Here is a 24,702-nt window from a genome sequence, read left to right on the forward strand (position 1 = left end):
GCTCAATGCAACGCTTGGCCGGGTCGGTGGCGGGTCTGGGGCGGCCGGCGCGGGCGGCGCTGCGCGATCTAAGGGCGGCGGTGCTGCTGCAGGTGCTCGCGCGGCTCGCACAGGGCGTCTCGCGCGCCTGGCGGCTGCAGGCGGAAAGGTCATGGCGCCGGTTGCTGCGGTGCTGGGGGCTGCCGGGCTTGCCGGTGGGGCTTTTGGATCGGTGCAGGGCGCGTTATCTACCGTGCCAATGCCTGGTAGCGCTGCTCCTCCTGCAGCGGGCCAGGCTCCTCGAGTTCCGCCAAAGCTGACGCTAGTTCCGCCCGGGCTCGCTCCATCGCCCTTGGCGCCGGCTGCAGCGGGCCAGGCTCCTCGAGTTCCGCCAAAGCTGACACTGGTTCCGTCCGGGCCTATTCCGTCGTCACTGGCGCCGGCTGCAGCGGCAATAGCTCCTGGGGCTCCTCGGCTAGCGCTTCCATCTGCTGCAGGTGCTGGTGGTGCTGCAGGTGCCGCCGCTGCGGCTGCAGGCGTTTCCAAGGCTCCTGGCATGCTGGGGAAGGCGGCGGCCTCGGCGGCGCCAGTTGGCAAGCTGGCTGGCAGACTGGCGACGCCTTTGATGCTGGTCTCGGGCGCCGTTACGGCTGCCGAGGGTCTGGCCGAGGGCAATACGGAGAAGGTGGGCGGTGCGGTGGGTGGAATGGGTGGCGCGCTTGCGGGCGCGAGCATGGGCGCTGCCATCGGCACGGCCATTCTCCCGGGCATCGGCACGGCTGTTGGTGGAGCCGTTGGGGGGCTTGCGGGTAGCGGGATTGGTGAATGGATTGGTGAGCGTCTCGGTAGTCTGTTCGACAAGCTTAAATCGCCTGATGCGACGGCTAAGGAGGTGGCCGCGTCGGCGCCTGACAAGAAGCCGAGCGAGACGGTTTTTGCGCCGGTTATTCACCTGACGCCTACCGGCCTTCCTGCATATGACCAGCAACTCATTGACCAAATCATGGCGCGCCTGAAAGCCGAGCTCCTGGGCGCCCCGAATATGGGCGGCGGGCAGTTGGCCGAGCGGCGCAGTGCATCTCTATCTGACGGGAGTAGTTGACGATGCCCCAGCAAATGGCCATCGGGGATTTCGTGTTCGGCCTGGGGAGTGGCTTCCCCTATGAGACCTTGAGTCGTAAGACGTCGGGGGGCTGGTCGAATATGGACATCATTGCAAGCAAGCCCTTTTCGCAGAATACCGGCCAGGACCTCGAGACGCTGCGCCTGTCGGGAAAAACCCAGTGGGGCGCAGGCATGGACAAGCTCGACGCTTTGCGCGCCATGGCGAACGCTAGGGCGCCATATGTGATGGTTGACGGAATAGGGCGGGTTTGGGGTCGATGGAAAATGATGGGCGTTCAGGAGGAGCAGCGCCGCGTCATCGATGACGGCACGGCGACGCTTATCGAGTGGACGCTCGAGCTCGAGGAGTTCGTCAATGCGTAGCGTGAGAACCATCGCGGGAGATACCGCGAATCTGGTGCTTTATCGCGAGCTTGGTCGTTCGGACGACGAGGCCGAAGAGGCATTTTGGCTGCTCAACAAGGGGCTGGCCGATCATGGGCCAGCGCTGCCTGGTGGCCTGCGCGTGTTTCTTCCGGAGCTCGAGGAGCGGGCGACCGTCTCGGCGCCGATCAGTGCATGGGATTGAGGTGAGTTATGGCGATTGGATTTACGCCGGCCGTGGAGGTGACCGGGGCCAATGCGGCCCTTATCAACTCTCGGCTGATTGATTGGGAGCATGTCGACGCCGCTGGCGTTGAGTCGGATCAGATCAAGCTTACGATTGACATCAATGGCCTCGAGGGCCTGCCAAGTGTCGATGGAAAAATCGGTCTGCGGCGCGGCTACAAGGAGACTGGTTTGTTCGACGTGGGCGAGTTCATCGTCACGCGCACTACGCCAAACCTTTACCCTCCCCAGCTGCGGATTGTGGCCACGGCGGCGCCGTTCAAGGTCGCCGACGAGACCAAGTTCAAGGAGCGCCGCTCGGCGAGCTACGGGCCTACGACGCTGGGCGAGATCTTTCGAGAGCTGGCCGGGCGCCACGGGTTTTCCCCGCGCATCGCGCCGGAGCTCGATGCCATGGTGGTCGATCATGTCGATCAGTCCAATGAGACCGACATGGGTTTCCTCACGCGGATCGCGAAGAAATACGACGCGGTTACCAAGCCGATCAATGAGCTGTATGTGATGGGTCGCCGAGGTCAACTCAAGTCGTTGAGCGGCAAGACGCTGCCTGTGCAAACTCTCTCGGTGACCAACAACAATCGCCCGGGGGAGAGCTCGTTTATCAATGCCTCCCTGGACGAGGACAGCCGGGTCAAGTTCAAGGGCTGCAAAACTGTTTGGTGGGACGGTGCCTCGGGTAAGGAGTGTATCGTCGAGACCGGCCAGGAGCCTTTTAAGCGGGAGCGCCAACGCTACCAGAACGAGGCTGAGGCAAAGGCGGCGGGAGAGGGCGCTCTGCGCAAGGCCAAGCGCGAGGCGGCTCGCTTGCGTATCGATGCGCCTGGCAATCCAGCGTTCGCGGCCGAGGGCTTGATCGAGCTCGATGGTAGCTGGCCAAGCTATGTGCGGGGTCAGTGGTCAATAGACAAGGTGACAGAGAGCGGTAGCCGGCAGCAGGGATACCGATGCGTTATCGAGGCGACCTACCCCAGTGCGTAATAAAAAAGCCCCACTGCCTCGCGGCGGTGGGGCCTTTTTTCGTTTCTGGCGTCCGGGCTTATCGCTCGAACACGCTGGCGGGCATGGCGGGCGGCTTGGCCAGGTCCTGCACGAGGGCTGGCAGCCCCTCTCGGTCCGATACCATGCTCAGGCGGTCAATGACTTTGAGCGCGTTGCCGTTGGCCGCGACCCAAGAGTCGTCGCGCTCGAGCCAGGCGCTAGCAGGTGCGCCGTTCTTGTAGCGGCAGGCGCCCCATTTGCGGCCGTCTATCTTGACGATTGAGCAGTCGACTTGCAGGCCGGCGCGGTCGTGTGCGCGATCGAGGGCGTTGGCGTCCTTGTTGCGCAGGTCATTGATGCCCAGGGCGACTAAGAGGGCGACTGCGGCGCCGATGGCGAGGGGCTTTGCTTTCATGCTGCGCGGATCTCCATTTCGTGAGGCGCGCAGGGTAACAAAAAGCCCGCCGAATGGGCGGGCTTGTGGATCTGTCTACACGTTGCGTTACTGGGCCAGTGGGCGCCGCACGGCGGCGAGCATATGTGCTGTTTCGTTGAGGATCTCGACGGTGCCGAGAACGTGCGAGAGCTCGCCACCAATCCCGCGCATGGGCATAGAGAGCATGACGAGGCGGCCTAGCAGCCCGCGCAGACTATGCTCGTCCATCTCGCCGCAAAGCTCGTCGACGAAGTCCGTGACCTCGTCCCAAAGATCGTCGCCGGCCTCCTCACGGGCGCCAAACTTTTCAGGGTAGGCCGCGACGATTAGCTCATAGAGCTCGAGGTCGCTGAGGCGCTGGGATTTGCTGAGATCGTGAGCGGTCATTGCTGGGTTCCTTCCTGTTTGGCTTTGGCGTTTTTGTAGAGTCTGTAGAGGACGATTACCGCGAAGCAAATCGCGCCGAACATCATGCCGAGGATGCTCTCGGCCTCGCTCGAGGACGGGCGGCTCATCGGCGTCCCCTCGTGCTGCGACCCATGGGGGCGGATTTGATCTCGCGCTCGAGCCAGGCGAGCAGCTCGCCTTGCGTGTGCGCAGTGCCAATTTTCGGCATGCGCGACGGTATGGCTAGGATGTAGTCGGCCAAGTTTCGAAACTCGGCGTTGCAGCTCGCGAGCTGGTGGTCCTTGAGTGCGTTGTCGACGCTCGCGGCGCGCAGCTGCTCGAGCACCGGGCTCATAAGGTCGGCGACCTTGGAGGCGATCTCGGCCGCACGCGGGTTAACTGGAGTCACTCGCTCGAGGTAGTGGTCGATCATGTCGATGTCGCGGAAGTCTTCGCCGAGCCAGGTGGCCAGCTCTTGGGCGAAGTCCTCGATTATTTCGGCGTTTGTGCTCATTTTGCTGGCTCCCCCAAAGCTTTCTTGAGTCCCTCGGCGATGCAGGGGGAGGCGATTTCTCCGGCGAACTGGTCGACCAACTTCCTGTAGTCGGGGCGGTTGATCTGGCTTAGGGGCAAAGCGAGCAGCATGGTATAGTCCGTGGCGGACATAGTGTCACCTCTCTAGGGTTTTACTTTGTTCAGCCCAGGAGCGGTTGCCGCCGCGCCTGGGCATCTCCTTTCTGCTGTCGCGATTAATCGAGGCAGCCAAGGTTCTCCAGTCGGCGGGTAAGTTCCTGCAGGTCTGGTATTTCCTGCCGCCCTTCGCCCGCCGCGTACTTCTTGAAAAGGTCATCCATGGCTTCCATGAGCAGGGCTTTGTGTGTCGCCCTGCTCGGCGCCAAGTTGGTGATTTCGTTGAGCCCCTGCTGATAAACGGCAGGGCCAAGGAAATAGATGCGCTCGTTCTTTTCCTCGTTAAGGGCCTTTGTCGCACGGATGTCCCCGGCGCGTTTCTCGGCCGGAGGCGGCATACTGATTGCGCCTTTTTTCATCCCAAGATCTCCAAAATTTCGCGGGCGATCGCTTCGATTTCGAGGCGCGCCTCATTGTCTGGTGGTAGGTCCATAACGCTTTTTCCTGTGCTGGCCACCTCGGTAAATGCGACCCGTATGTGTGTTCGGCTTTCCATCAATGGGAGCTCGTAGCTCTCGAGCGACTCGGCCACGTCGCGGGCCATCACGGTATTCACAATCGCTTGGGAGACGAGAATCCGGGCCTCTGGCGTTCCGTCTGTTAGCGCCTGGCGCTCCCGCACAAGTCCGGCAGTATTGATGCCAGCCCATACGTCAAAGCCGCTCGGGCGGACTGGGATGATGACGAGCTCGCTGACCTTGATCGCGTCAACTGTTACCGCGTCGGTGATCGGCTGGCCATCAATGATGACGTAGTCGAAGCCGTGCGAAACGCTGCGCAGGTCGCGCTGCAGCTTCTTCATCACGATGACGGCAATCTCGCCTGGGCCGTTGTTCTCGTGGATGAAGCTAGACCATGTCGAGGCCGAGGCTTGCGGGTCGTGGTCGACGATTAGAACGCGCTTTCCCTGTCGGGCAAGGTAAGAGGCGACATTAGTTGCGCCGGTCGACTTGCCAGCGCCTCCTTTCTCGCAAAGAAATGCAAAAACTCTTGCTGCCATGATGGTGCTCCTCAATGAGTACGCCGTGATTTTATGTGCAAAAACGCAAAAGCGCAAATACGTTTTTACGTCTTTATTGATGGCGGCCGCACCGCACCCTAATAAACAATGCCTGCCGATAGGCAGGCGTCCTTTCTCGCTCCTTTCCTTTTCCCCGTAAATAGGGCTCTGCAGCCCTGTAGCGCGCTCAGCTGGGCGATGGTGGTCCTTACGTGTATGGGCTTTCCCTTGGGGCCTCGTTGGCTCCTCTGCCGCCTGACTGGGTGCTGTCCCTCATTTTTGATTGGTGCCAGTCCAAGGCCATGACTAATAGGAGGGCTAGTTGTGTATGTATCGCATCCATGCACTAAAAACCCTCCTACACATACATATCCACCCCTGTATTATCATACACTCCAAGCCCTACTAATGGGAGGGCCTAGTGTGTATGCACATTTCCGCATTCTATACTGTATAGAATGCGGAAATGTGCATACACACTAAGCCCTCTCTACCAGTGACATACACTATGAGAGAGGGCTAAATGTGTATGTTGCGGTAGAGAGGGCTTGATGTGTATGTCTTGACTGTTGTATAATTGCTGCTAGGGTTATTAGTGTATGCACTTGGAGGTGGGATATGGTCACAGCAAAGAGCATCGAGGAGGCACGCACGCCGCTCGAGTATCCGGAATCGGGCTACGGCAATTACGGCGGGCAAGTCCGTCAAAAGGTCGTCCTGGGCGACATCATCAAATGGATGATTGAGGAGGTCGAAAGGATCGACAACGACGAGAGCACCAGTCGCGCCGATAAAACCCAGCGCATCGCGCGCCTTGCCAAGCGAATCAAAACGAAGCTTTACGAGGACGGCCGCAAGGCGCCCGAGGACAAGCTCAAGGCCTCGAGCTATCGCCGCTACCTGACCAGGCTGCGCAACGCGGTACAGGCCCAAAACTGGCGGCACCATGCGATAGAGGAGACCTGTCGACGGATGGCCAAGCGTCACCCGGAGTACACGCCCGAGCTGCATTCCATGGCGGAAATGACGGACATCGTCCCCCTGCGCCTGGCCTATAAGGCCCTCAAGGACAAGATCAAGCGCGACGGCAACGAGGCGGCTTATCTCGACGTGAAAGCGATGAAGATCGACCACGAGATCATGCGCCACTTGAACCTACCATCGGTTACCCGCGACCAGATGGCCGACCATGCAGCCACGATCCTCGAGGAGAAGGCCCTCAACACGATCGACATCGGCTATCACTGGTACGTGGCCACCGCTGCCGAGATGCTCTCCTCGAGCACTTTCTCGCACCTCGCCTTAGGCGTGGCCATGGCCACCGGGCGCCGGGCCTTCGAGGTCCTGACTCAGGGCCGGTTTAAGAAGGTCGGCGAATTCGAGCTCGAGTTCAGCGGCCAGGCGAAACAGCGCCTTGGCGTCGACTACGGCTCGAGCTATCGCATCTATACCCTCGTCGCGGCCGACGTGGTGCTCTCCGCGATCGAGCGCCTGCGGTCACTGCCGGAGGGCGCCAGCCTGCAGGGCATGGATGCGACCGAGGTGAACCGCCGCACCGCGAAGACGCTCAACGTGCTCGCGAAACGGACCTTTAACGATGAGAGCCGGGTTTTCAAGGATACCCGCGCGATCTGGGCGCGAATCATGTTCGAGACCCATTTCAAACACGACGCCCGCTGGGCGAAAAAGAGCGCCGAGGTGTTCTGGCGCGAGATGCTCGGGCATGAGGATCTCGAGACCCAGGAAAGCTATAAGCAGTTCAAAATTCACTATGAGGACGAGCAGCCAAAGGCCGCCGCTCACAAGTTCGCGAGCCGCCTCGAGGGACTGAAAACCTTAGACGAGCACCCGAAAATCAAAGGCCGGGCGGGCCTCGAGCGAATCCATGAATGGGTTAAATCGGCGATCGAGGCGGATCCCCTCGCCAAGATCAATCAAAGGGCTATCTCGGTCAACGTCGGCAGCTACCGGCCAAACATCAAAGAATACTTGGAGATCGCAGCGGATGCCCTGGGAGTACCGGCGCACGCCGCAAACGCGGTCGCCGAAGTTCCCGCCGTGGTGGCCAAGGCGAAGCCGCACATGACATCGCACAAGACGGACGACGGTGAGTGGGTTGCAGTGGCCAGCGTTAACGGGGTTGAGGTCGCGACTCACAAGAGTCCGGACCGCATGACAGCATTGCGGGAGGCCTTTAGCCTCGCTGAGAAGGCCTAAGGGTTACCACCGCTGCCCCTCCATGGGCTGGCGCTGTAGGCGAAACCGCTGACGGTCCCGGCCCTACTTCTATGCAGGCGCTCTCGAAATCACCCTCCTCCTCGAGGATCGATAGCGTCCGCATCACTTCATCTCGTATCAAACTATTCACCTCCATGACCTGGCCGAGCTGGGCGTCTGGCCCAACCTGCAAGATCATGCCGAGTAGAGCGTCAATCCTTCGCAAGGCCGTTGTAGCCCCGTCGATTTTGTCCAACTGGTGCATGCTGCTAAGTCCCTCCTGTGACTAATGGCTTTTTGATGCCTGTATGCTCGTACAGTTTAAACCCCTTGCTTCGATCCGAGTAGCCGTATGGTGACGAGCTGTCATAAAGGCCAGTCGCCACCAGTAACGCGGGCTACTTATCCCGACGAATGGTCACCACCCATCAGGCCTCGACCGACGCGAGCGCACGGTCTGCGTGCTGCAGGATGAACCGGATCATGGTGCCATCAGCCCCCTCCCTGGCGAACCCGTTGGCGATCTCTGGCCTCAGGGCCTCAATCAATTGTGACAAGGAATTACCGAGGGGATCGAAGGCAGAGCGGGCGGCGGCGTAGATGCGTTCGCGGATCTGCAGCGAGGGATACTTTTCATCTGGTGCTATATCAACACTCTGCAAAGTATCCCCCGCATCGAGGATAACGGCCGATTCGACGGTTTCAACCGCGAGGCGGGGCTCGTGCGGGCACGGGTGCTCGTGCGTGGCCAGGGAGTGAACGCCAGCAGCGGCGCGGTTTTTGACGTAACCCGTGATGAAGGACCAGTGCTCGGGGTTGATGCAGTAGAGGTGCTGGCCACGGCTCTTGCGTTTCGAAACGTCGAGGCCGAGGCGGCGCAGGATCGATTGCACGACGGTAGTCGCGCAGCAGCGCTTGGCGCCGAACTTGACCAGTTTGCCCAGGCGCAGAGCGTTGTACATTTCCGCCGAGGCCTGGGTCGCGGTGATCTTGGCCAGCACCTGGCGGCAGGCTGCCGAGGTGAACTCACCCTCTCCGGTCATTGGGTCAACGCCGAGGATCTCGAAGACATCGCGCAGGAAGGCCCTGACAGGCGTTTTAAAGCGTGTTTTGGTTAAGGTTACCTTTGACTTGCGCTGCGCCTTATCGAAGGCGAGAGCCTGTGCCTCGTCGGCCTGGAGCAGCTCAAGGGCTACCACCTTCGAGATCCCGCCGTCGTCATAGAAAGCGACGTCGTCGGCGCGGATGGTTTCAACGCCGAACTGGTGCTCGATCTGGAAGCGGTCAACGCGGGCCGATTCGGCCTCGCTGCGGATCTCCATGCGGTTCAACCGGGCGAACTCCTCCTCGGTCGGCGTGGTGACGCTTTCGATCAATTCGAGGCGCTGGGCGAATACCAGCTCGCCAGCGCGCTTGCGGTTGGTGCGGGACAGCTTTGCGAGCAGCGCGTCGCCATCCATGCGGGAGACCTGATAGCCATCGGCGTAGAGCATCAGCAGCAGGTTATTCGCAAAATTGTTCTTAGCTCGGTTCTCGTTGGTGACGCACGAGAGGTAGAGCTCATCGAACGCGGTTTTTTTGCGGCGTAGCAGGATCTCGTCCGTGGTTTCCTCGAACGAGCAGGCGACCTCATCTGCCGCCACAAGGCCGCGATAGATCGCCTCGCGGTCGGTATCGCGCTGCACGTTGCTGTGCCCAATGCCGATCAGGTAGCTACGCGCGGTACGGTCGCGGCGAAGCATTTGCACGGCGTCACTTGGGCCTACGGTGTTGCCGCTGAAAAGGCCGATATGGTGCTCGAAATGTGGGCGAGTCATCGACACGCCGGAGCTGATCGCGGGCGAGTAGATCAGCACGTCATAGTTGACGGCCTCATCGCTCGGGTTGGCGAGGAAGGCCTCGACCGCCGGATCTGACTTAGAGTCGCGGAAAATGAGCAGTAGGCGCAGGTCGGGGTTTTTCTCCAAGGCGAGGACGGCCAGGCGCTTTGCGCTCTCTGCGGAGTCGCTGGCCACGAGGACACGTTTGCCACCATGGATCAGCTCGAGGGCCTTCTGCCAGACCTCGTCGCCGTCGCCGAAGCGCACCGCGACATGATCCATGGTGCCTTCGATCTCGATGATAGTGATCGGGGAGCCTGGGCAAGCTTCCTCGCAGAGGCTGATTACCGAGTCGTTTGCATCGGCGTCGCAGAGCAGCACACGCTTAGCCTTGGCCATCGCCTCGAGCATGGTGTCCATCACCCGGACCGGCCCCTCTACTGGCCCGCTGGTGACGTGGCGGATAACCTGGCTTGCCTCGTCGATGCAGAGTGTATCGAGCGTGGTGAACCAGTTGCGGTCGGTTGCGGTGCTGTAAAAACGGGAGTTGGTAATCGAGTTTACGCAGCAGGCCATGTGTGTGACGTCGCGCATCTCAACAGCCAGGACGTCCGAGTAATGGCGGATCTGCAGGCGGTTCGCCGCGTCGTCCATGAGGGTGATGCGGTGAGCCAGATAGCCGGCGCGTTTCGAGTTGCGCATCACCGGGCCGATCAGGTTGTCGGTTTTACCGCTGCCCATTGGCGATCGGACGATGATGCAGCCCTCGAGCGATTCGACGAGGTCGGCAACGTGGCTCGGGATCAGCGTGCCGCCGTGGCTGGCGCGGATGCCCTTGATTTTGATGTGACGGATACCTGGGCGGGCCAGGGCGGTCGGCGAGAAGCCGCGCAACTGCTGGGCCTCTGAAAGCTTGATTTTGGCGAGCCACAAGGCCCGGCGCTTGATCTTGAAGATGTTGCCGGAGAAGCCAGCCGGGAGCGCTTTGAGGACGAGCGAAATGACCTGTTTTGTACCGAACTTGATCGGTGCGAGCATCATGCCTGCGCCGATGGCGGTGAGGGCTGGCGCCTCCTCGGTCGTGCTGCCAGCCATAACGCGCTGCAGGCAATAGGCGAAATAGTCCTTTTCAGCCTTGAGCGAGGCGTGGGAGCGCAGGGCCTTCGCGGTGGCCTTGAGGCCGTGGCGGATGTGAAAGTCGTTCCAGTCGGTCGGGCCGTTGCCGGTGCGGCGCGCCTCGGAGATCTCCTCCTCGGTCATGCCTGCAAAAATAAAGTCGGGCAAGATGGCGCGATAGCCGTGGTCGCGGTGGATCTCGAGGGCGGCCAGGGCCCCGGCGTTGCCGGTGCGCTTCCATTGGTCGTTATCCGCCGCGTTGATGATCTTGAGCTCGGGCCGGTGGCGCTTGTACCGCGCTATCACCTTGAGGAGGTTGCCAACGCTGAGCGTGATAATCACGGCAACTGTTTTACCTGCTGCCTGTTCCGCGAGGTAGATGCTGGCGCCGGTGGCGAAGCCTTCCGCGCTGTAGATCCGATCCGCTGTTTCGAGGTCGCCGATAATGAAATGCAGCCCGTCCATTTGGACGCCGGTGCCCTGCAGCTTCTTGTCAGCATAGAGGCGCTGCACGCCGCCGAACTGGCCATGGATGTCGAACAGTGGCAGAGCAGTAAACTCGCCGCCTCGGTCGCGCATGCGCTGCAGGCGGCAAGCCTTGGCGATGTCGCCGATCTGTTTCGCCTGCAGGTAAGGCGCCGAGCCGTCCTCCTCGCCCAGGACTTCGACCGAGCCCGTGGCGGGCTTGCCGCGCGAGAGGATCGGGAACTCGTGGCGCCCGCCTTTGAACCATGCCGCCTCGAAAGCGTCGCGCTCTGCGATCTTGCGTGCGTGAGACTCACGCTCAAGCTGTTCTGCTTCCTCTTGGCGCCGGGCACGTTCGGCGGCCCGGGTTTCCTGCGCTTCGCGCCACTTAACTTGCTCGGCCGATGGAACCTTACCGCCCTGGACGCGGAACAGCTCGAGCAGGGCCTGCCATCCGCTCCAATGGCTGGAGCCGATCGTCGTGTTGTTGTGGTTGAAGGTGAGGAAAGGCAGCTTGAGCTTAGAGCCGTCATCGAGCTCGACCTCGCGCTCATCGGCCCAGGCCATGAGCTTGCCTTTGTGCTTCTTGTCGGTCGCGCCAATTTTGCCGCCGACTTTCGACAATTCCGCGTTTGCCGTGAATCTCACGCCATTGGAAATCGAAGACCAATCGAGCCCGACTTCTGCCGCGATCGACGAAATGTCGCCATAGCAATAGTCGGCCAGGTCTTCGGGCCGGGAGTGGAATCGTTCCTGATAGAACGCTGCTAAGGCGTTCTGGTGCTTCTTATCCGTCATGGTGCCCCTTGCGTAAATACGCAAAAGCGCAAAAACGCATAAGCTTGACTCCCCCCACCACAGACCTAAACTGGCGACGTTGTAGACGTATTCTCATCGTCCGCCTGTCGTTTGTGACTGCCCGCTAAAACAGTCATAAACAATCAAATCAGGTTGGCAGGTTCGCCCGTAATGGGGGAGCCAAGCGAAAAGGCCGGGGCTGGTAACCCCGGCCTTTTTGCGTTTGCGCGAAAAAAGAAAAAGCTAGCGGTCGAGCGCTAGTCTATCCGTTTCTCTCTATTCAGTGAAACAGTTGTCTCTGTTTATCGAATGAGCCCCCTCGAGGTTCTCATCGTCATCCCTATCACTACCCCAATCACCTGAAAATTTCCATCAATTTGCAATGCTGGAAATTGCGGATTGAGTGCCTGCAGGTAGCTTTGCGAACCGTGCTTTACAAACTTTTTGAAGGTCGGCGCGGTCGGGTCTGAGTCATAGCCGACGACGAAATCGTTGACCTGGGCCTCGAGGTCCGGGTCGACGTAGATCAGCGAGCCATTCGGGAAAGCTGGCCCCGCTGGCGCGTGCATAGACTCATCTGACAGACGCAAAAAGAACCCGCGAGGGCTCTTGCTGTCGAGGGGGACTTCCCACGGCGTACCGCTTGGAAGCCTTGATATATCAGGGGCTTTGGCCCATTGTGCTGCCTGATCCCATGGTACGACTGGCGATCTAGTGGCGTGCTCTGTCGGCGCAAGCGGGGTGGTCCCGTTGGTGCTTTCGGCGATGAGTTGGTCGATGGTTGTTCCAAGGACAGCCGCGACAGCATGAGCCTTGTCAATTGAGGGAATGGATTTCCCTTTTTCGATGTCACTCAGGTAGCCGGTGTAAAGGGCGCCCCCAGTCTCATCGCATACGCGCTGCAACGTCCAGCCGAGCGCTTGTCGACGCCGCGTAATGGCCGGGCCGATGGTGATTGGCTTTCTCATATGGACATGGTCCTCCTTGCTCCTATTGTCCTCTCTGGATGCCGTAGACATCCACTCTGTATAAAGGGATTCTCTTGCATTTTTTTCTCTGTATATCGAGAATGTAGACATATCTACTTCCCCCGCATTCCGAGAAAGAAACCTGATATGCAGCACAGCACCGAAACCGAGATCGTGCTCGGCCATACCGCGAAATGGTTCCAAAATTCCGAAATGTCCATGGAGCGTTTCGCCCATGACCGTCTCGCCCCTGCCCTCGAGGCCGCTGGCCTGATCGAGGCGACTCCGGCGCCCCAGGACGGCGACGCCTTCACCAAGGGCCGTAAAGCCTGGCGGCAACGTGTAGATCGCCTATTTAACGGCTCGCAGCCCTTCCCGCTTGAATGGAAATGGGCTTGGATCAATAGCGTCGACGAACCGTTCCGCACCGAAATCAAAAATGATTTGCAGATCATGGCCGGGATGCTGCCAGTGGCCCGCCCTGATCTGCGCGCTGTCAACGGCGTTGAGTCGACCCGAGCGCGTATCGCTCAAGTGATGATCGAGTGCGCCGAGTTTTTCCAGGCGGCCGCCGAGCCTGCCGAGGACGGCCGCTATTGCCGCGACGATCGTGGCGCTGCAGCCGAGATGATCGAGAAGGGTTTCGAGGCTGCTGGCGCGATCCTGGGCGAGCTGTCGGCACTCGCCGCTGGTGCTGGCATCACCCTGTCGCAAGGACCATTCGCGACCGTCGTGGAGGTGCGCCGTGGCTGAGACATCTAAGCGCCAGCGCCCGCCCCGTACCGACAAGATCCGCGAGCAGGACCGCAAGCGCCAGCAGGCGGCCGAGGAGCGCAAGCGGGAGCGCGCCGAAGCGCTCGGAATGCGCGAGCTCAAGGGCGAGATCTACAAGGGCACGAGCGAACGCCTCGAGGCCATCGTCGCCAAGACTGGCGCCGAGGAGATCGAGGTCGTGGTCAACCTGCTGCACCGCGCCTTCGAGCTGATGGAGCGCGACCCGGGCGCCTTTGAAGCCCTGACCAGCCACAAGCCTCTGCCGGAGGTGTGGCATGGCTGATTGGCTCAAGGTCTTTAAATTCCCGCCAGGCGCTGTCGTGCTGCTGGTCAATGAGCACCGCGAGCAGCCGAACCATCCCGAGCTTGTCATCCGTTCCGAGCTGCGCTTTCGGGGTCGCATCATCATCCAGCATCACCAGCAATCAAGCGCCGAGGCTCTCGAGCGAAATTTCGCCGCTCTCAACGCCGAGCTCGCGTCGCAATGGGTCATCAACGTGGCCGAAAATATCAACAAGGGAGCTTATTGCCATGGCTGACGAATGCGATTTCGCGACCGACCTGCAGCTCAAGGCCGCCGATGCGTTCGCCGCTGTACGCCTGAGCCGTCTCGCCCAGCTCCCCTTGGCCATCTCGGCCGATGTCTGTGAGTGCGGCGCCCCGATCCCTGCTGCTCGCCGCGTGGCGGTGCCAGGCGTAACGCTCTGCACGCTCTGCCAGTCGCTGACTGAGCTTCGAGGGGTGACCCATGGGCGCCCGTGAAACGCTGTCCCTCGGCTGGTCTGGCGACGCCTCCCCGCTCCCCCATGGTGGCCCGGCGTTCGTTCTGGTCGACGAGCCAGTCGCGCACCGTCCGGTGGCCAGGGCGCCTCGCTCTGCTCGCCGGCTCATCGATGCCCAGGTCATCAGCTCTATGCGGGATCTGGTGCTTGCTTCCTACCTCGGCTCGCAGTTCGCCCAGGATCGCGACAACCCGGGGCCGACGCCCTACACGACCGAGGGCACGCGCGATTGCCGTCCTGCAGGGCTGACCGATGAGGACCGCAAGACCCGTGGCGCCGAGGATCTCAAGCGCGTTACGACACGCCTGCATGCCAGTGAGACGCGCCCCAAGAAGAAAGGGGCTGTGCTGCTGGGGCCGTTTGCGTATCAGGACGCCCACGTCATCAAGACCATTGGCACCTTGGCGCCTGAGTACGGCCAATGGTTGCGCTACGCCTACGGCGACTCGCGCGAGTGGGATGACGAGCAGGGCGCAGTCGTGGCGCTTTGGAAGCGCGCCGAGCCGCTGTTCGGCAAGGTCCAGGCGAAGACGTTGAAGAACATTCGCGCCCTCGCCCACCTCGCAACGCAGGCCGGGAAAGCGCGGATGAATAGCGGCCGCGAGATTCACGACAGCGAGAAGTTGATGCAGTTGCTGCAGGTGAAGCGCGGCAACTTCGACGTGCAATGGGCGCCTCGGTGGAGGCTCTACGCAGAGCAGGTTGAGAGACTCGACCGAGACGCCTTAGAGGCCCTGGCTAAAGCCCTGGGCGATTTCGATTTTGTTATTGATGGTCGCGGCGTATGCCCGGAGAGTGATGATGGCAAGCTTGATTCAGGCTTTGAAACGGCGCTTCGCGCGAAAAAAACCACTGGCCTCGGACTCGAAACAGCCGAGGCCGCTGTCCTTTTCGTATCCGGCGAGCTCCTCCCAGGCGGCTCCCTCGTCGTCTGCGGGTGTACCGCTGTACGACCCCCTGCACCCGGCCAACCCAAATGGACTATTCGCGCTGAGCCTTGCGCAGAATGCGACCGAGGAGATCTGCAGGTCGAGCCCTTTGAGCGGGTCAAGCGACGACTCGAGGGACTACAGCGGCAGTTGGTCGGGCGGGGACTCGTGCTCGAGCTCGGCAAGCGATTCGTCGAGCCCAAGTAGTTTCGACTGATGACCTGTATTCACTGCGGAACCGCTCCCGTGCTGCGCAAGGACACCGCGACGACTCGCCTGATGATGATGTGCCCCGAGTGCAAGGCTCGGGGCGACGTCGCCATCCACGAGGCTCGCGCGCGGATGTCCTGGGATCTCGTCAACGACGACACGCTACCCCGCCATGGTTGCCGGAATGGCAACTATCCGCGATTCATACAGGTCGCCGGAAAGTGGGGTTATGGCTGCAAGGCCTGCGGATTCGCCGATACAGGATTTGCAACACTCGAGGGGGCTGTCGCGGGCTGGATGCGCGAGAGCCGGAGCGCATAAGCGCATAAACGCAAAAGCGCAAAAACGTAAGGGTAGATTATGTTCTCAATTCCTGGGACGCTCCGCGAGATTCGCGAGCGCTGGATGCTTGCAAGGCTACGGCGCCTATTGAAGCGAGCCAGGCGCCTCACTTTGGCGCCCGAGGTATGCCGCTGCAGCATTTGCTTTAACCTCATCGAGCCGAAGGTAAGGCGGCTGCAGGCCAAGACTCATCGCCTGCAGGTCCGGATTAATTTGCTCTACCCTGGCGCCCTTCCTGACAGGCCAATGTTCTAGCCGGACACGCAAAAACGCTTTTACGCTAAAACGTAAAGGCGTTTTTTTTTGCGCTAGGGTATTGCAGAATTTAGATAATCTAGGCAATATATCCACTCTGTCATAAACCGACAACAAAGCCCGCTTAATTGCGGGCTTTTTCGTTTCCGGCCGCCAGGAAAGCCTGGCCACCATTTTCTGAGCCCCGCCATCGAGCGGGGCTTTGTCGTTTCTGGAGGCCCGCGAATGGGCAAGGAAGTCGTTACCACTGCCGCGAATGTCTCGCTCGGGACCGAGGCCGCCAAGGCCGCTCCCCTCGCGGCGGGCTTTATGATCGGCGGCCTGACGGCCCTGGACTGGGCCTATGTTCTGGCGGCTGCCTATTCCGGCCTGCTGATCGTTCATTTCGTGATGAGTAAGTGGGTGCTGCCCCTGGCTCGATACGTCAAGGAGCGACGCGAAAAGGCGCGGGGTGCTGCTGTATGACCCTCGTGCAGCGAATCATTGCAGCCGTCACGCTGTCGCTTGCGGCGGCAGGATTCACCGTCAACGAGACGGGGCTGCCAGCGCCGGTCGAGCGCGCCGCCATTATCGCGGGTCTGATGATCCTTACGCCTGAAATGGAGGGCACAGTCTACGAGGCCTACCCCGACACGGGCGGCGTCTGGACGATTTGCACCGGCCACACGAAAGGCGTGCGTCGCGGCGATTTGGCTACCCCTGCCGAGTGCGCTGCATACCTGCAGGGCGATATGGGCGGCGCGGTCGATTTCGTCATGCGTACCGTTCCCAAGGCGACGATCTGGCAAAAGATCGCTATGGCCGATTTTGTCTACAACGTCGGGGCAACGGCTTTCGCCAAGTCGACGATGTACCGGCTAGCGATCGCTGGCCAGTGGTCGGCCGCTGCTGAGCAGTTCCGGCGATGGACGTTCGTCGCTGGCCTTGACTGTCGAATCCCGGCGAGCAACTGCCAGGGCATCCCCAGGCGCCGCGAGGTGCAGCGCTCTCTCTTTCTGGTGGCTCAATGAATAGATTTACTACTTGGCTGCTCGGACTCATCTGCGCCGCGATGATTTTCTGCGCCGGCTGCCTGTTCGGCTCGTGGTACGAGACTCGAGCGGCCAAGGATCTCGAGATCAAACAACTGCGCGACGCCTTCGAGCAGGGCCAGGCAGTCGGCACGGTGCGCGACGTTGTGGTCACTGAGTACGTCGACCGCGACCGGGTCATCTACAAGATCGGCAAGACCATCACCAAAGAGGTTCCCGTCTATGTCACTCCGGCAGCTGATGCAGCCTGCACTCTTACTCGCGGTTTTGTCCGGCTGCACGACGCCGCCGCCGCAAATGTACTTCCCGGACCCGCCGAGCCTGCTGATGCAGGACCCGCAGGAGTTGCGCTCTCTGCCGCAACCGGAGTCATCGCCGACAACTACACCACTTGCCACGCCACCCGTAACCAGCTGACGAAGCTGCAACAGTGGGTGCGTGAGACTCACGCCAAAGTAAACAATGGAAAAGGGAGCCCGGGAAATGAGTGAAGCCGATCAGAATTTCGAGAAAATCCTCGCCAGCCTGGGCCTTCCTGGTCCTCGTGTAACGCTGGCAATGGTCGAGGAGATCCTCGCTACGGTCACCTATGACACCCGCGTTATCAAGGGCACTACCTGCACGCAGGCGGTGGCCATCCTGCCGAGTGGGTTCGTTCTGGCCACTGGCCAAGCCGCCTCGGCTGACCCTGCAAACTTCAATGTAGCGCTTGGGATCGAGCGCGCTATCAGCAAGGCCCGAGACCTGGCTCGCGACGCCATCTGGCAGCACGAGGGCTACCGCCTCTCTCAGGCGCTGCATGAGGTTCGCCAGGACAAGGCCAGCGCCGCATTGCATCAGATTCGCTCGGTCCTGGGCGTGTCAGTAGAGTCGGGCAAGCCCGAGCTACTGTCGCCTACTGACTGGGCAGAGAAGCATCGCCACCTTGGCTCGCCGGATGCGGGGGCGTCGCAGTGAGCCAGGTGCGCAGAGTGCAGGTCCTCAATCCTGAGGACCTGCAGCCCGAGGAGTTGGAGAGCTTCCTCGAGGCGGCAGCGCGTGAGCTGCTGGAGGGGCAGCCGGATCCGTCCGGACGCCGCCCGGTCGGCCTGATGCACCATCATGGTGCGGCCAGACGTTTTGGGTCCTCCCCCGGCGGGGGGCCTCTCACGGGGCGAAACACCGCCGCGTTCGCGCGTGTCTGACTGAATTTTTTCAGTCCCTTCTTCAATACCCGAAGCCCGCCGCCAAGCGACCCACCTGACCGTGAGGCCAAGTGCGGCGCGGCTTTGCGTATTCCCGCAAAAGCGCAAAAACGTAAAAACGCAAAGGACTAATAGCGTTTTTACGTTTATGCGTTTAACCGTCGAGGTCCTTTCTACCAATGGGCAAGATCATCAGCCGAAAGGAGCTGGCTGACCTGATCGGGAAATCCGAGCGGTGGGTTAGCAAACTCATCGAGGACGGGCTCCCTGTCGCCGGAGGAGGTGGCAAGGGCAACCCTCTACAGATCGACAGTCAACGGGCCATCGAGTGGCTCATCACGCAAGCGCTACGGAATGAGATCGGCGACGACGAGGACGAGGACGGCCCGGGTGGCGGTGCCAAGTCTGAGGATCGCCTCCTCAAGCGAGCGCGCCGAGAAAAGCTGCAAATCGAAATCGACCTCGCCCGCTCCCGTCTGGTGCCGGTCGATGGGGTCGTGTTCTTCCTGAATACCATTGCGGCGGTTTATGCGACGCAGCTCGACGCTGTGGCGAGCCGCCTGGCAAGCGACCTGGCGGTAATCGATGACCCTGCCGAAATCCGAGCAAAGCTATTTGACGAGATGCGGCGGATCCGCGCGTCTACTGCCGACCGTCTCGAACAAAGATCACAAGAGCTCACTGCTCAAGTTGGCAGTCTCGATATCGACACTATCGAAGACGGTGAAAGCCCCGCCGAGGCGGACGGCTGACGAGTGGGCTCGAGACAACCGGGTTATGCCCTCGACGGCGCCGATTCCCGGCCCGTTCAACCCTGACGCAAACCCGTACATGCGCCCCGTGGCCTGGGCGTTCGCGCAGCCCTGTTTCTCCCGGGTCACGTTTGTGATGGGAACGCAGATGGGCAAGTCGGTAACCATGGAAAACGTCTGTGGCCACCGGCTGGACGAGGACCCGACGCCGATCATGTACGTCGCGCCGACGGCGCCGCTACTCAAGAACACCGTTGTTCCGAAGTTCATGGACATGATTCTCGGCTGCGAATCGCTGCTCAAGAAGTACCGCGACGCCGCCTCGTCGACATTCGTTAAGTGGATCGGCGCCGCAAAGCTGCGCTTTGCCTGGGCCGGTTCGCCGACTGAGTTGGCCGCCGACTCGGCTGGCTTGATTCTGGTCGACGAGGTTGACCGAATCGTCAACACGAAAGAGGGCGACACGCTTGAGATCATCGAGGCCCGTGGCGATGCCTATGTCGACTCGAAGGTCGGCTACACGGCGACCCCGCTGCGCGGCAAGATCAGCAAGAGCCTCGACGAGCGCACCGGCCTTTGGCATTGGGAGATCGCGAAGCCCGAGGCTGTCGGCTCGAAAATCTGGAAGCTTTGGCAGAGTGGCACCCGGCACGAGTGGGTAATCCCTTGCCCGCACTGCGGCGAATATTTCGTGCCCTGGAGCGATCTGCTTTGGTGGCCAGGCAAGGGCACTGCCGAGGAGTGCTCACCCGATGAGGCTGAGCAGCATGCCCGGCTGACCTGCCCGAATAGCGGTTGCATGATCGAGGACAAGTGGCGCCCATGGATGAACAAGCGCGGCCAGGCTGTCGCCCCAGGTGAGAGCGTCAAGGCCGTGGACGGCAAGCCAGCACTAAGCGGCCTTGCCGATACCGAGGGCTTTACTCATTACTCGATCTGGATCTCGGGCCTGTGCAGCTTCGCGGCAAAGAAGTCCTACGGCTTCCTTGCGAAAAAGCTGCTCGGGGCCATGCGCAGTGGCGACGCCGCGACCCTGCAGGGCGTGTACAACACCGGTTTCGGCGAGTGTTACTCCGAAGTCGGAGACGTGCCGACCTGGGAGGCGGTCAAGGGTGAGCGCTACGGCTACCCCGAGGGCCATGTCCTGCTGCCGCCTGAGCGGATCTTTTGCACGGTCGACGTGCAGAAGCGGTGCCTGTACTACGTCGTCCGAGCCTGGTATCCGGCGATGGGATCGGCTCTTTTGGAGCATGGCACGCTCTGGGGCGATACCGATCGCGAGGAAGTGTGGGATGCCCTGGGCGATCTGCTCGAGCGTGATTTCGACGGCTACCCGATCACGTTGATGGGCGTCGACATCGGCTATCGAGATGATGAGGTTTACACCTTCATTCATAACCACCCGGGCCGTGTCATCGCCATGCGGGGCCGCGAATCGCTGCCCATGCCGTTCAAAAAGGAATTAGTCGAGCAGAACAAGCTCGGCAAGGTCCGCAAGCGTGGCGACAGTCGCTGGGCGTTCGATACAACACTCGCGAAGCGATGGGTGCATAGCCGCATCGGCGTCCCTGATAACCGCCCCGGTTGGTGGCTGCTGCACCAGCAGGTGAGCAACGACTACTGCAAGCAGATCGTAGGCGAGGAGTGGAGCGAGGAGGAGGGCAAGTTCAACAAGGTCGGGGAGAACCATTACCTCGACTGTGAGGGCATGCAATACATCCTCGCCCTGCGCGAAAAGCTGCACCGCCGCAAGCGCGGTGTGCTGACCAAGGCCCAGCTTAAAGCCGCGATCAAGGTCGCCCAGGGCGAGCCGCTGGAGATCGAGCAGGAATCAGCCGCGGTTGATTCTCCTGCCCCTGCCTCGGCAGTGGCAGCGCCCGAGCCTGAGCCCGCCAAGCCATCGGCCTCGCCCAAGCGCGGGGGCCGTTTCAAGATCAACCGTAAGTGATAACCCCTCATGGAACCGACAAAACTGCACGCTGGTGACTCTGTCACCTGGGCGCGGGAGGCGAGCGCCTACCCCTCGGCTGATGGCTGGGCGCTTAGCTTTTCGCTGCGGGGGCCTGGCTCCCTGGACGTGGCCAGCACTGACGGCGAGCCGTATCAGTTCCGCATGACCTCGAGTCAGACGCGGACTTTGCCGCCAGGCGCTTACCACTGGGCTTGTTATGCCGTTCGTGAAGACGAGCGGCAGACCCTGGGCTCGGGTCGCTTGGAGATCCTCGTCGACCTGCAGCAGGCCGAGACCTTCGACGGGCGCAGTCATGCACGCCGCATGCTCGATCTGATCGAGGCGGCGCTCGAGAAGCGGATCCCCAAGGATCAGCAGAGCTACGAAATCGACGGGATGAAGCTCGACCGGATCCCGGTAGAGCGTCTCGAGGCGCTGCGCACCCGGTATCGCCGGGAGGTTGCCGCCGAAAGCCGGAGAGGGAAATCGCCTTTTGGTCGGTTAACTCGCGTGAGGATGTGACATGGGCTATTTCAGCGACCTACTGAGGGTGCGCTCGCGGCCCGTGCGGGTCCGTGAGGAGCCCACTCTCGCCGTGCCAAAGGCGCCCCGCGAGCAGGGTGGCCAACGTGCTTTCCAGATGGCCAGGCATACGCGCCTAACCAAGAGCTGGAGCCAGCGCACCGGCTACGGCGATGCCAACCAAGAGATCTACGCCGACCATCAGTCACTGATGGCCAGGGCGCGCGAGCAGTCGATCAACAACGGCTATGCGAAGCGCTTCTATCGGCTGCTCAAGCAAAACGTCATCGGTTCCTTCGGGATTCAGATGATGTCGAAGGCGAAGACGCCGGACGGAAAGCCGGACCGCGAGCGGCGTCGCCTGATCGAAGGCGAGTTTTGGGAATGGTGTGAAAAAGGTAACTGCGACGTCACCGAGTCTTACTCGTTCTGGCAGTTCCAGCGCCTTTGGCTCGAGACCCTCGCCCGCGATGGCGAGGTGATGGTCCGGATGGTGCGCAACTTCCCGAATCGCTGGGGGTTCGCCCTGCAGATCCTCGAGGTTGATCGCCTGGACGTGACGCTCAACACCTGGCTAAGCAATGGCAATCGAATCCGCATGGGGGTCGAGCGCAATGCCTGGGAGGCTCCGGTTGCTTACTGGCTGCTCAAATCGCACCCGGGGGACACCTACCAGACCCGCGCAGAAGACAAGTATGAGCGGATCCTCGCGAGCGAGCTGAAACATAGCTTCGACCCGTGGCGGCCGCATCAGTCACGCGGGTTCACTTGGACGCATGCCGGCGCCTTGGACCTGCACCACCTGGGCGAATACCGGGGCGCCGAGATGGTGGCCGCCGAGATGGGCGCCAAGATCACCGGCGTCTATGAGCAAAACGCCGAGTTTGTTGATGATCCGGGCGATGAGGACGACGGCGAAATCGATGAGGTCATCGAGTCCGGCTCGAGCAAGTTGCTCCCCTACGGTGTGACGTGGAAGCCATACAACAACACGCACCCGTCGAGCAACTTCGCACCCTTCACCAAGTCAGGCTTGCGCGGCGTGTCCGCTGGCTGGGGTCCCAGTTACAACAAGCTCGCCCAGGACCTCGAGGGGGTGAATTTCTCCTCGCTGCGGTCCGGCGAGATCGATGAGCGGGATTTCTACAAGGACACGCAGCAGTTCGTCATTACCGAGCTGCACAAGTTCGTGGGCAAAGCCTGGTTAGAGATGGCGCTGCTCAAGGGCGCGCTGCGGCTGCCACCCCGCGAGTTCCATCTCTATCGCGAGATCGACTGGGCGCCTCGAGGTTGGGACTGGGTCGACCCGAGCAAGGACTCGAAAGCGGCGACCGAATCCATCGGCAACCGCACGCGAACCCGGGGCTGGTACATCCGCGCCCAGGGCCTCGACCCCGACGAGGTATTCGTCGAAATGGCCGAGGAGGAGGCCCGCCTACGCGAGCTCAACCTCTCGTTCCAAACGCCAGCAACTGGCACCGACAAAACGGAAATCCCTGATGACGAAAAAGAAGACGGAGACGACTGACCCGTCGATTTTGCTGCGCGAGCTCGGCGGCAAGCCGCTGCACCGCTCCATGGCGGTCGACCATTCAACGCTGGACGTCGATGCCAGAACTGTCGAGGTCGCGGTCTCGAGCGAGTACCCCGTCCGGCGCTGGTTCGGCATGGAGATCCTCGACCACTCGCCCGAGTCGGTCAGCCTGGCCCGGATGAATGCCGGTGCGCCGCTGCTCGACATGCACGATCGCTGGACGCAAATCGGCGTCGTCGAGGAGGCCTGGCTCGACGATGACAAAAAGTTGCGAGCTCGAGTGCGCTTCTCGAAGAACGCCCATGCCGAGGAGGTCTGGCAGGACGTTGTCGACAAGATCCGACAAAACATCTCGGTCGGCTACGACCCGCAAGAGATGTCCCTCGATCGCACCGAGGGCGACCTCAAGTTTTACCGCGTCACCCGCTGGGAGCCCTACGAGGTTTCCAGCGTTTCCATTCCGGCCGACCCGACTGTCGGGGTAGACCGCTCGCTCCCTGAGCCTGTGCAACTGACTCAACCCGTTCAAGGAAATGAAATGTCCAAAGAAAACACCAACGGCAGCCCCGACGCCGCTTCGATCGAGGCTGCCGCAAATCAGCGTTCCGCTGATATTTTTTCGCTGTGCCAGCGCCATAACGCGATGGACATGATCGGCGAGGCGCTTTCGGGCGGCCTGTCTGTCGATCAGGTCCGCGCCAAGATCCTCGACAAGATGACCCCGAGCGCAACCTCTCAGGCTCCGGACAATTCGAGCCGTAACGGCGATCTGCCGAGCTTCCGCGAGAAAATCGACGTCACCGCTCGCGGCCTGGGGTTGAACGACAAGGAGCGCCGTGGTTACTCGTTGTTGCGCGCCTTGAACGCCTCGGCCAGTGGCGAATGGAAGGAGGCGGGCCTCGAGCGCGAGGTCTCTATCGCCATCGCCGACGCCATGGGCAAGGAAGCGCGCGGCATTTACGTCCCGCATGACCTGTTGGCCGAGCGTGTGGGCATGACCACGGGAGCCGGTGCCGGTGGCGAGCTGGTCTCGAACGACCTGCGCGTCGATCAGTTTATCGACATGGTTCGCAATAAGGCGGTGATGGGCCTGCTCGGCGCTCGCGTCCTGGGCGGCCTGCAGGGCGACGTCTCGATCCCGAAAAAGGTGGCGGGTGCCAACTTCTACTGGATCCCCGAGAACGGCTCGGTTCCCCTGTCCAAAATGGACCTGACGAACCTGCCGCTCAAGCCGAAGACTATCGCTGGCGCGATTCCGGTCTCCCGCAAGCTGCGCTTGCAATCCTCGATGAGCGTCGAGGCTCTCATCATCTCCGATCTCATTAACGGCCTGGCTGTCGCTCTTGACCGCGCGATGTTGTTCGGTACTGGCCAGGATTCGCAGCCGCTGGGCCTGTTCAACCAAACCGGCGTGCCGGGCCTGGAATACGCCGCCAGCGGTATCACGTTCGACGATCTGGTCGACATGGAAACCAATATCGCGACCTTCAATGGCGACGTCGGTGCGCTGAAGTACCTGACCAGCGTCACCCAGCGCGGCTCGGCCAAGAAGCGCAAAGAAGACCCGGACAGTGCTGACAGCACCAAAATCTGGCGCAACAACGAGGTCAACGGCTACACCGCGCTGGCCACGAATCAGGTGCAGGGCGACCCATGGGCGTTCGGCGACTGGTCGCAGGCCATCGTGGCCATGTGGGGCGCGCTGGATCTCAAGCCGGACCCATACGCGCAGGCTGACAGCGACGGCCTGGTCGTTCGTGTCTTCCAAGACGCCGACGCCGGCTATCGCAACCTGTCGAGCTTCTGCCTGGCCAAGAAAAAGGCGGCCTAAGGCAGTCCAGGGGGCTT

30 protein-coding genes are annotated in these 24,702 nt (G+C 61.3%); 21 read left to right on the top strand and 9 right to left on the bottom strand.

Annotated elements, in window-relative coordinates; all coding sequences use genetic code 11:
* The 5 genes from ACWKWX_RS30970 to ACWKWX_RS30990 form a co-directional block, all read left to right on the top strand.
* Window positions 1-299 (top strand): hypothetical protein (locus tag ACWKWX_RS30970; RefSeq protein WP_483829744.1); only part of this gene is annotated, 299 nt, incomplete at its 5' end.
* A gap of 236 nt (window positions 300-535) precedes the next feature.
* Window positions 536-1,081 carry a glycine zipper domain-containing protein gene (locus tag ACWKWX_RS30975; RefSeq protein WP_483829745.1) on the top strand — a complete coding sequence of 182 codons (546 nt, stop codon included), beginning with the start codon at window positions 536-538 and terminating at the stop codon, window positions 1,079-1,081.
* Between the two features lie 2 nt (window positions 1,082-1,083).
* Complete coding sequence (locus ACWKWX_RS30980) at window positions 1,084-1,467, top strand: phage tail protein (RefSeq protein WP_483829746.1); 384 nt, start codon at window positions 1,084-1,086, stop codon at window positions 1,465-1,467.
* Window positions 1,460-1,672, top strand: coding sequence for a tail protein X (locus ACWKWX_RS30985; protein ID WP_483829747.1), 213 nt, complete (start codon window positions 1,460-1,462; stop codon window positions 1,670-1,672). Before ACWKWX_RS30980 ends, ACWKWX_RS30985 begins: the two co-directional genes overlap by 8 nt.
* 8 nt (window positions 1,673-1,680) lie before the next feature.
* Window positions 1,681-2,691, top strand: a complete 1,011-nt coding sequence (locus tag ACWKWX_RS30990; RefSeq protein ID WP_483829748.1) for a phage late control D family protein — start codon at window positions 1,681-1,683, stop codon at window positions 2,689-2,691.
* A gap of 58 nt (window positions 2,692-2,749) precedes the next feature.
* On the opposite strand, the gene ACWKWX_RS30995 is transcribed toward ACWKWX_RS30990, so the two are convergent.
* The 7 genes from ACWKWX_RS30995 to parA all read right to left on the bottom strand — a co-directional run bounded on the left by ACWKWX_RS30995 (window position 2,750) and on the right by parA (window position 5,204).
* Entirely contained in the window at window positions 2,750-3,106 is a 357-nt protein-coding gene (locus tag ACWKWX_RS30995; protein WP_483829749.1) for a hypothetical protein, read from the bottom strand.
* 87 nt (window positions 3,107-3,193) lie between these two features.
* A complete protein-coding gene (locus tag ACWKWX_RS31000; protein ID WP_483829750.1) occupies window positions 3,194-3,514 on the bottom strand; it encodes a hypothetical protein in 321 nt (106 codons plus the stop codon).
* The gene (locus ACWKWX_RS31005; protein WP_483829751.1) at window positions 3,511-3,642 is read right to left on the bottom strand and encodes a hypothetical protein; all 132 of its coding nucleotides are present in this window, start codon (window positions 3,640-3,642) and stop codon (window positions 3,511-3,513) included. Before ACWKWX_RS31005 ends, ACWKWX_RS31000 begins: the two co-directional genes overlap by 4 nt.
* The gene (locus ACWKWX_RS31010; protein WP_483829752.1) at window positions 3,639-4,028 is read right to left on the bottom strand and encodes a hypothetical protein; all 390 of its coding nucleotides are present in this window, start codon (window positions 4,026-4,028) and stop codon (window positions 3,639-3,641) included. The genes ACWKWX_RS31005 and ACWKWX_RS31010 overlap by 4 nt, the downstream gene beginning before the upstream one ends.
* Window positions 4,025-4,180 carry a hypothetical protein gene (locus tag ACWKWX_RS31015; RefSeq protein WP_483829753.1) on the bottom strand — a complete coding sequence of 52 codons (156 nt, stop codon included), beginning with the start codon at window positions 4,178-4,180 and terminating at the stop codon, window positions 4,025-4,027. The genes ACWKWX_RS31010 and ACWKWX_RS31015 overlap by 4 nt, the downstream gene beginning before the upstream one ends.
* 83 nt (window positions 4,181-4,263) lie before the next feature.
* Window positions 4,264-4,563: a hypothetical protein gene (locus tag ACWKWX_RS31020; protein WP_483829754.1), complete on the bottom strand. Its 300-nt coding sequence runs from the start codon at window positions 4,561-4,563 to the stop codon at window positions 4,264-4,266.
* A complete protein-coding gene (gene parA, locus ACWKWX_RS31025) occupies window positions 4,560-5,204 on the bottom strand; it encodes a ParA family partition ATPase (RefSeq protein ID WP_483829755.1) in 645 nt (214 codons plus the stop codon). The genes ACWKWX_RS31020 and parA overlap by 4 nt, the downstream gene beginning before the upstream one ends.
* Before the next feature lie 618 nt (window positions 5,205-5,822).
* Between parA and ACWKWX_RS31030 the strand changes: the two genes are divergently transcribed.
* Window positions 5,823-7,421, top strand: coding sequence for a protelomerase family protein (locus ACWKWX_RS31030; RefSeq protein ID WP_483829756.1), 1,599 nt, complete (start codon window positions 5,823-5,825; stop codon window positions 7,419-7,421).
* 428 nt (window positions 7,422-7,849) lie between these two features.
* Here ACWKWX_RS31030 and ACWKWX_RS31035 read toward each other — a convergent pair whose 3' ends face one another.
* Window positions 7,850-11,620, bottom strand: coding sequence for a plasmid replication protein, CyRepA1 family (locus tag ACWKWX_RS31035; protein WP_483829757.1), 3,771 nt, complete (start codon window positions 11,618-11,620; stop codon window positions 7,850-7,852).
* A gap of 302 nt (window positions 11,621-11,922) precedes the next feature.
* Complete coding sequence (locus ACWKWX_RS31040; RefSeq protein ID WP_483829758.1) at window positions 11,923-12,588, bottom strand: helix-turn-helix domain-containing protein; 666 nt, start codon at window positions 12,586-12,588, stop codon at window positions 11,923-11,925.
* Between the two features lie 147 nt (window positions 12,589-12,735).
* On the opposite strand from ACWKWX_RS31040, the gene ACWKWX_RS31045 reads away from it, so the two are divergent.
* The 15 genes from ACWKWX_RS31045 (at window position 12,736) to ACWKWX_RS31115 (ending at window position 24,685) form a co-directional block, all read left to right on the top strand.
* The gene (locus ACWKWX_RS31045) at window positions 12,736-13,341 is read left to right on the top strand and encodes a hypothetical protein (protein WP_483829759.1); all 606 of its coding nucleotides are present in this window, start codon (window positions 12,736-12,738) and stop codon (window positions 13,339-13,341) included.
* Window positions 13,334-13,645 (top strand): hypothetical protein, encoded by a 312-nt coding sequence (locus ACWKWX_RS31050; RefSeq protein ID WP_483829760.1) that lies wholly within the window; start codon window positions 13,334-13,336, stop codon window positions 13,643-13,645. The genes ACWKWX_RS31045 and ACWKWX_RS31050 overlap by 8 nt, the downstream gene beginning before the upstream one ends.
* Complete coding sequence (locus tag ACWKWX_RS31055; RefSeq protein WP_483829761.1) at window positions 13,638-13,901, top strand: hypothetical protein; 264 nt, start codon at window positions 13,638-13,640, stop codon at window positions 13,899-13,901. Before ACWKWX_RS31050 ends, ACWKWX_RS31055 begins: the two co-directional genes overlap by 8 nt.
* Entirely contained in the window at window positions 13,894-14,124 is a 231-nt protein-coding gene (locus ACWKWX_RS31060; RefSeq protein WP_483829762.1) for a TraR/DksA C4-type zinc finger protein, read from the top strand. The genes ACWKWX_RS31055 and ACWKWX_RS31060 overlap by 8 nt, the downstream gene beginning before the upstream one ends.
* The gene (locus ACWKWX_RS31065) at window positions 14,111-15,280 is read left to right on the top strand and encodes a bacteriophage antitermination protein Q (RefSeq protein WP_483829763.1); all 1,170 of its coding nucleotides are present in this window, start codon (window positions 14,111-14,113) and stop codon (window positions 15,278-15,280) included. The genes ACWKWX_RS31060 and ACWKWX_RS31065 overlap by 14 nt, the downstream gene beginning before the upstream one ends.
* A 39-nt stretch (window positions 15,281-15,319) precedes the next feature.
* Window positions 15,320-15,604 (top strand): hypothetical protein, encoded by a 285-nt coding sequence (locus ACWKWX_RS31070; RefSeq protein ID WP_483829764.1) that lies wholly within the window; start codon window positions 15,320-15,322, stop codon window positions 15,602-15,604.
* A gap of 501 nt (window positions 15,605-16,105) precedes the next feature.
* Complete coding sequence (locus tag ACWKWX_RS31075; RefSeq protein ID WP_483829765.1) at window positions 16,106-16,345, top strand: hypothetical protein; 240 nt, start codon at window positions 16,106-16,108, stop codon at window positions 16,343-16,345.
* Window positions 16,342-16,890: a lysozyme gene (locus ACWKWX_RS31080; RefSeq protein ID WP_483829766.1), complete on the top strand. Its 549-nt coding sequence runs from the start codon at window positions 16,342-16,344 to the stop codon at window positions 16,888-16,890. Before ACWKWX_RS31075 ends, ACWKWX_RS31080 begins: the two co-directional genes overlap by 4 nt.
* Window positions 16,887-17,402, top strand: coding sequence for a hypothetical protein (locus ACWKWX_RS31085; protein WP_483829767.1), 516 nt, complete (start codon window positions 16,887-16,889; stop codon window positions 17,400-17,402). Before ACWKWX_RS31080 ends, ACWKWX_RS31085 begins: the two co-directional genes overlap by 4 nt.
* A complete protein-coding gene (locus tag ACWKWX_RS31090; protein WP_483829768.1) occupies window positions 17,395-17,868 on the top strand; it encodes a Gp49 family protein in 474 nt (157 codons plus the stop codon). Before ACWKWX_RS31085 ends, ACWKWX_RS31090 begins: the two co-directional genes overlap by 8 nt.
* Before the next feature lie 406 nt (window positions 17,869-18,274).
* The gene (locus ACWKWX_RS31095) at window positions 18,275-18,847 is read left to right on the top strand and encodes a terminase small subunit (protein ID WP_483829769.1); all 573 of its coding nucleotides are present in this window, start codon (window positions 18,275-18,277) and stop codon (window positions 18,845-18,847) included.
* A gap of 25 nt (window positions 18,848-18,872) precedes the next feature.
* Window positions 18,873-20,795 (top strand): terminase gpA endonuclease subunit, encoded by a 1,923-nt coding sequence (locus ACWKWX_RS31100; protein ID WP_483829770.1) that lies wholly within the window; start codon window positions 18,873-18,875, stop codon window positions 20,793-20,795.
* Between the two features lie 9 nt (window positions 20,796-20,804).
* Window positions 20,805-21,320 (top strand): hypothetical protein, encoded by a 516-nt coding sequence (locus ACWKWX_RS31105; RefSeq protein WP_483829771.1) that lies wholly within the window; start codon window positions 20,805-20,807, stop codon window positions 21,318-21,320.
* A 1-nt stretch (window position 21,321) separates the two neighbouring features.
* Window positions 21,322-22,848 (top strand): phage portal protein, encoded by a 1,527-nt coding sequence (locus ACWKWX_RS31110; protein ID WP_483829772.1) that lies wholly within the window; start codon window positions 21,322-21,324, stop codon window positions 22,846-22,848.
* The gene (locus tag ACWKWX_RS31115) at window positions 22,820-24,685 is read left to right on the top strand and encodes a phage major capsid protein (protein WP_483829773.1); all 1,866 of its coding nucleotides are present in this window, start codon (window positions 22,820-22,822) and stop codon (window positions 24,683-24,685) included. The genes ACWKWX_RS31110 and ACWKWX_RS31115 overlap by 29 nt, the downstream gene beginning before the upstream one ends.
* Window positions 24,686-24,702: the final 17 nt, after the last annotated feature.

This window comes from Pseudomonas imperatae (assembly GCF_057128625.1).

Coding starts and splice junctions, on each gene's coding strand:
- ACWKWX_RS30975 (WP_483829745.1), top strand. CDS start 536: ATGCTGGGGAAGGCGGCGGCCTCGGCGGCGCCAGTTGGCAAGCTGGCT.
- ACWKWX_RS30980 (WP_483829746.1), top strand. CDS start 1,084: ATGCCCCAGCAAATGGCCATCGGGGATTTCGTGTTCGGCCTGGGGAGT.
- ACWKWX_RS30985 (WP_483829747.1), top strand. CDS start 1,460: ATGCGTAGCGTGAGAACCATCGCGGGAGATACCGCGAATCTGGTGCTT.
- ACWKWX_RS30990 (WP_483829748.1), top strand. CDS start 1,681: ATGGCGATTGGATTTACGCCGGCCGTGGAGGTGACCGGGGCCAATGCG.
- ACWKWX_RS30995 (WP_483829749.1), bottom strand. CDS start 3,106: ATGAAAGCAAAGCCCCTCGCCATCGGCGCCGCAGTCGCCCTCTTAGTC.
- ACWKWX_RS31000 (WP_483829750.1), bottom strand. CDS start 3,514: ATGACCGCTCACGATCTCAGCAAATCCCAGCGCCTCAGCGACCTCGAG.
- ACWKWX_RS31005 (WP_483829751.1), bottom strand. CDS start 3,642: ATGAGCCGCCCGTCCTCGAGCGAGGCCGAGAGCATCCTCGGCATGATG.
- ACWKWX_RS31010 (WP_483829752.1), bottom strand. CDS start 4,028: ATGAGCACAAACGCCGAAATAATCGAGGACTTCGCCCAAGAGCTGGCC.
- ACWKWX_RS31015 (WP_483829753.1), bottom strand. CDS start 4,180: ATGTCCGCCACGGACTATACCATGCTGCTCGCTTTGCCCCTAAGCCAG.
- ACWKWX_RS31020 (WP_483829754.1), bottom strand. CDS start 4,563: ATGAAAAAAGGCGCAATCAGTATGCCGCCTCCGGCCGAGAAACGCGCC.
- parA (WP_483829755.1), bottom strand. CDS start 5,204: ATGGCAGCAAGAGTTTTTGCATTTCTTTGCGAGAAAGGAGGCGCTGGC.
- ACWKWX_RS31030 (WP_483829756.1), top strand. CDS start 5,823: ATGGTCACAGCAAAGAGCATCGAGGAGGCACGCACGCCGCTCGAGTAT.
- ACWKWX_RS31035 (WP_483829757.1), bottom strand. CDS start 11,620: ATGACGGATAAGAAGCACCAGAACGCCTTAGCAGCGTTCTATCAGGAA.
- ACWKWX_RS31040 (WP_483829758.1), bottom strand. CDS start 12,588: ATGAGAAAGCCAATCACCATCGGCCCGGCCATTACGCGGCGTCGACAA.
- ACWKWX_RS31045 (WP_483829759.1), top strand. CDS start 12,736: ATGCAGCACAGCACCGAAACCGAGATCGTGCTCGGCCATACCGCGAAA.
- ACWKWX_RS31055 (WP_483829761.1), top strand. CDS start 13,638: ATGGCTGATTGGCTCAAGGTCTTTAAATTCCCGCCAGGCGCTGTCGTG.
- ACWKWX_RS31060 (WP_483829762.1), top strand. CDS start 13,894: ATGGCTGACGAATGCGATTTCGCGACCGACCTGCAGCTCAAGGCCGCC.
- ACWKWX_RS31065 (WP_483829763.1), top strand. CDS start 14,111: ATGGGCGCCCGTGAAACGCTGTCCCTCGGCTGGTCTGGCGACGCCTCC.
- ACWKWX_RS31075 (WP_483829765.1), top strand. CDS start 16,106: ATGGGCAAGGAAGTCGTTACCACTGCCGCGAATGTCTCGCTCGGGACC.
- ACWKWX_RS31080 (WP_483829766.1), top strand. CDS start 16,342: ATGACCCTCGTGCAGCGAATCATTGCAGCCGTCACGCTGTCGCTTGCG.
- ACWKWX_RS31085 (WP_483829767.1), top strand. CDS start 16,887: ATGAATAGATTTACTACTTGGCTGCTCGGACTCATCTGCGCCGCGATG.
- ACWKWX_RS31090 (WP_483829768.1), top strand. CDS start 17,395: ATGAGTGAAGCCGATCAGAATTTCGAGAAAATCCTCGCCAGCCTGGGC.
- ACWKWX_RS31095 (WP_483829769.1), top strand. CDS start 18,275: ATGGGCAAGATCATCAGCCGAAAGGAGCTGGCTGACCTGATCGGGAAA.
- ACWKWX_RS31100 (WP_483829770.1), top strand. CDS start 18,873: ATGCCCTCGACGGCGCCGATTCCCGGCCCGTTCAACCCTGACGCAAAC.
- ACWKWX_RS31105 (WP_483829771.1), top strand. CDS start 20,805: ATGGAACCGACAAAACTGCACGCTGGTGACTCTGTCACCTGGGCGCGG.
- ACWKWX_RS31110 (WP_483829772.1), top strand. CDS start 21,322: ATGGGCTATTTCAGCGACCTACTGAGGGTGCGCTCGCGGCCCGTGCGG.
- ACWKWX_RS31115 (WP_483829773.1), top strand. CDS start 22,820: ATGACGAAAAAGAAGACGGAGACGACTGACCCGTCGATTTTGCTGCGC.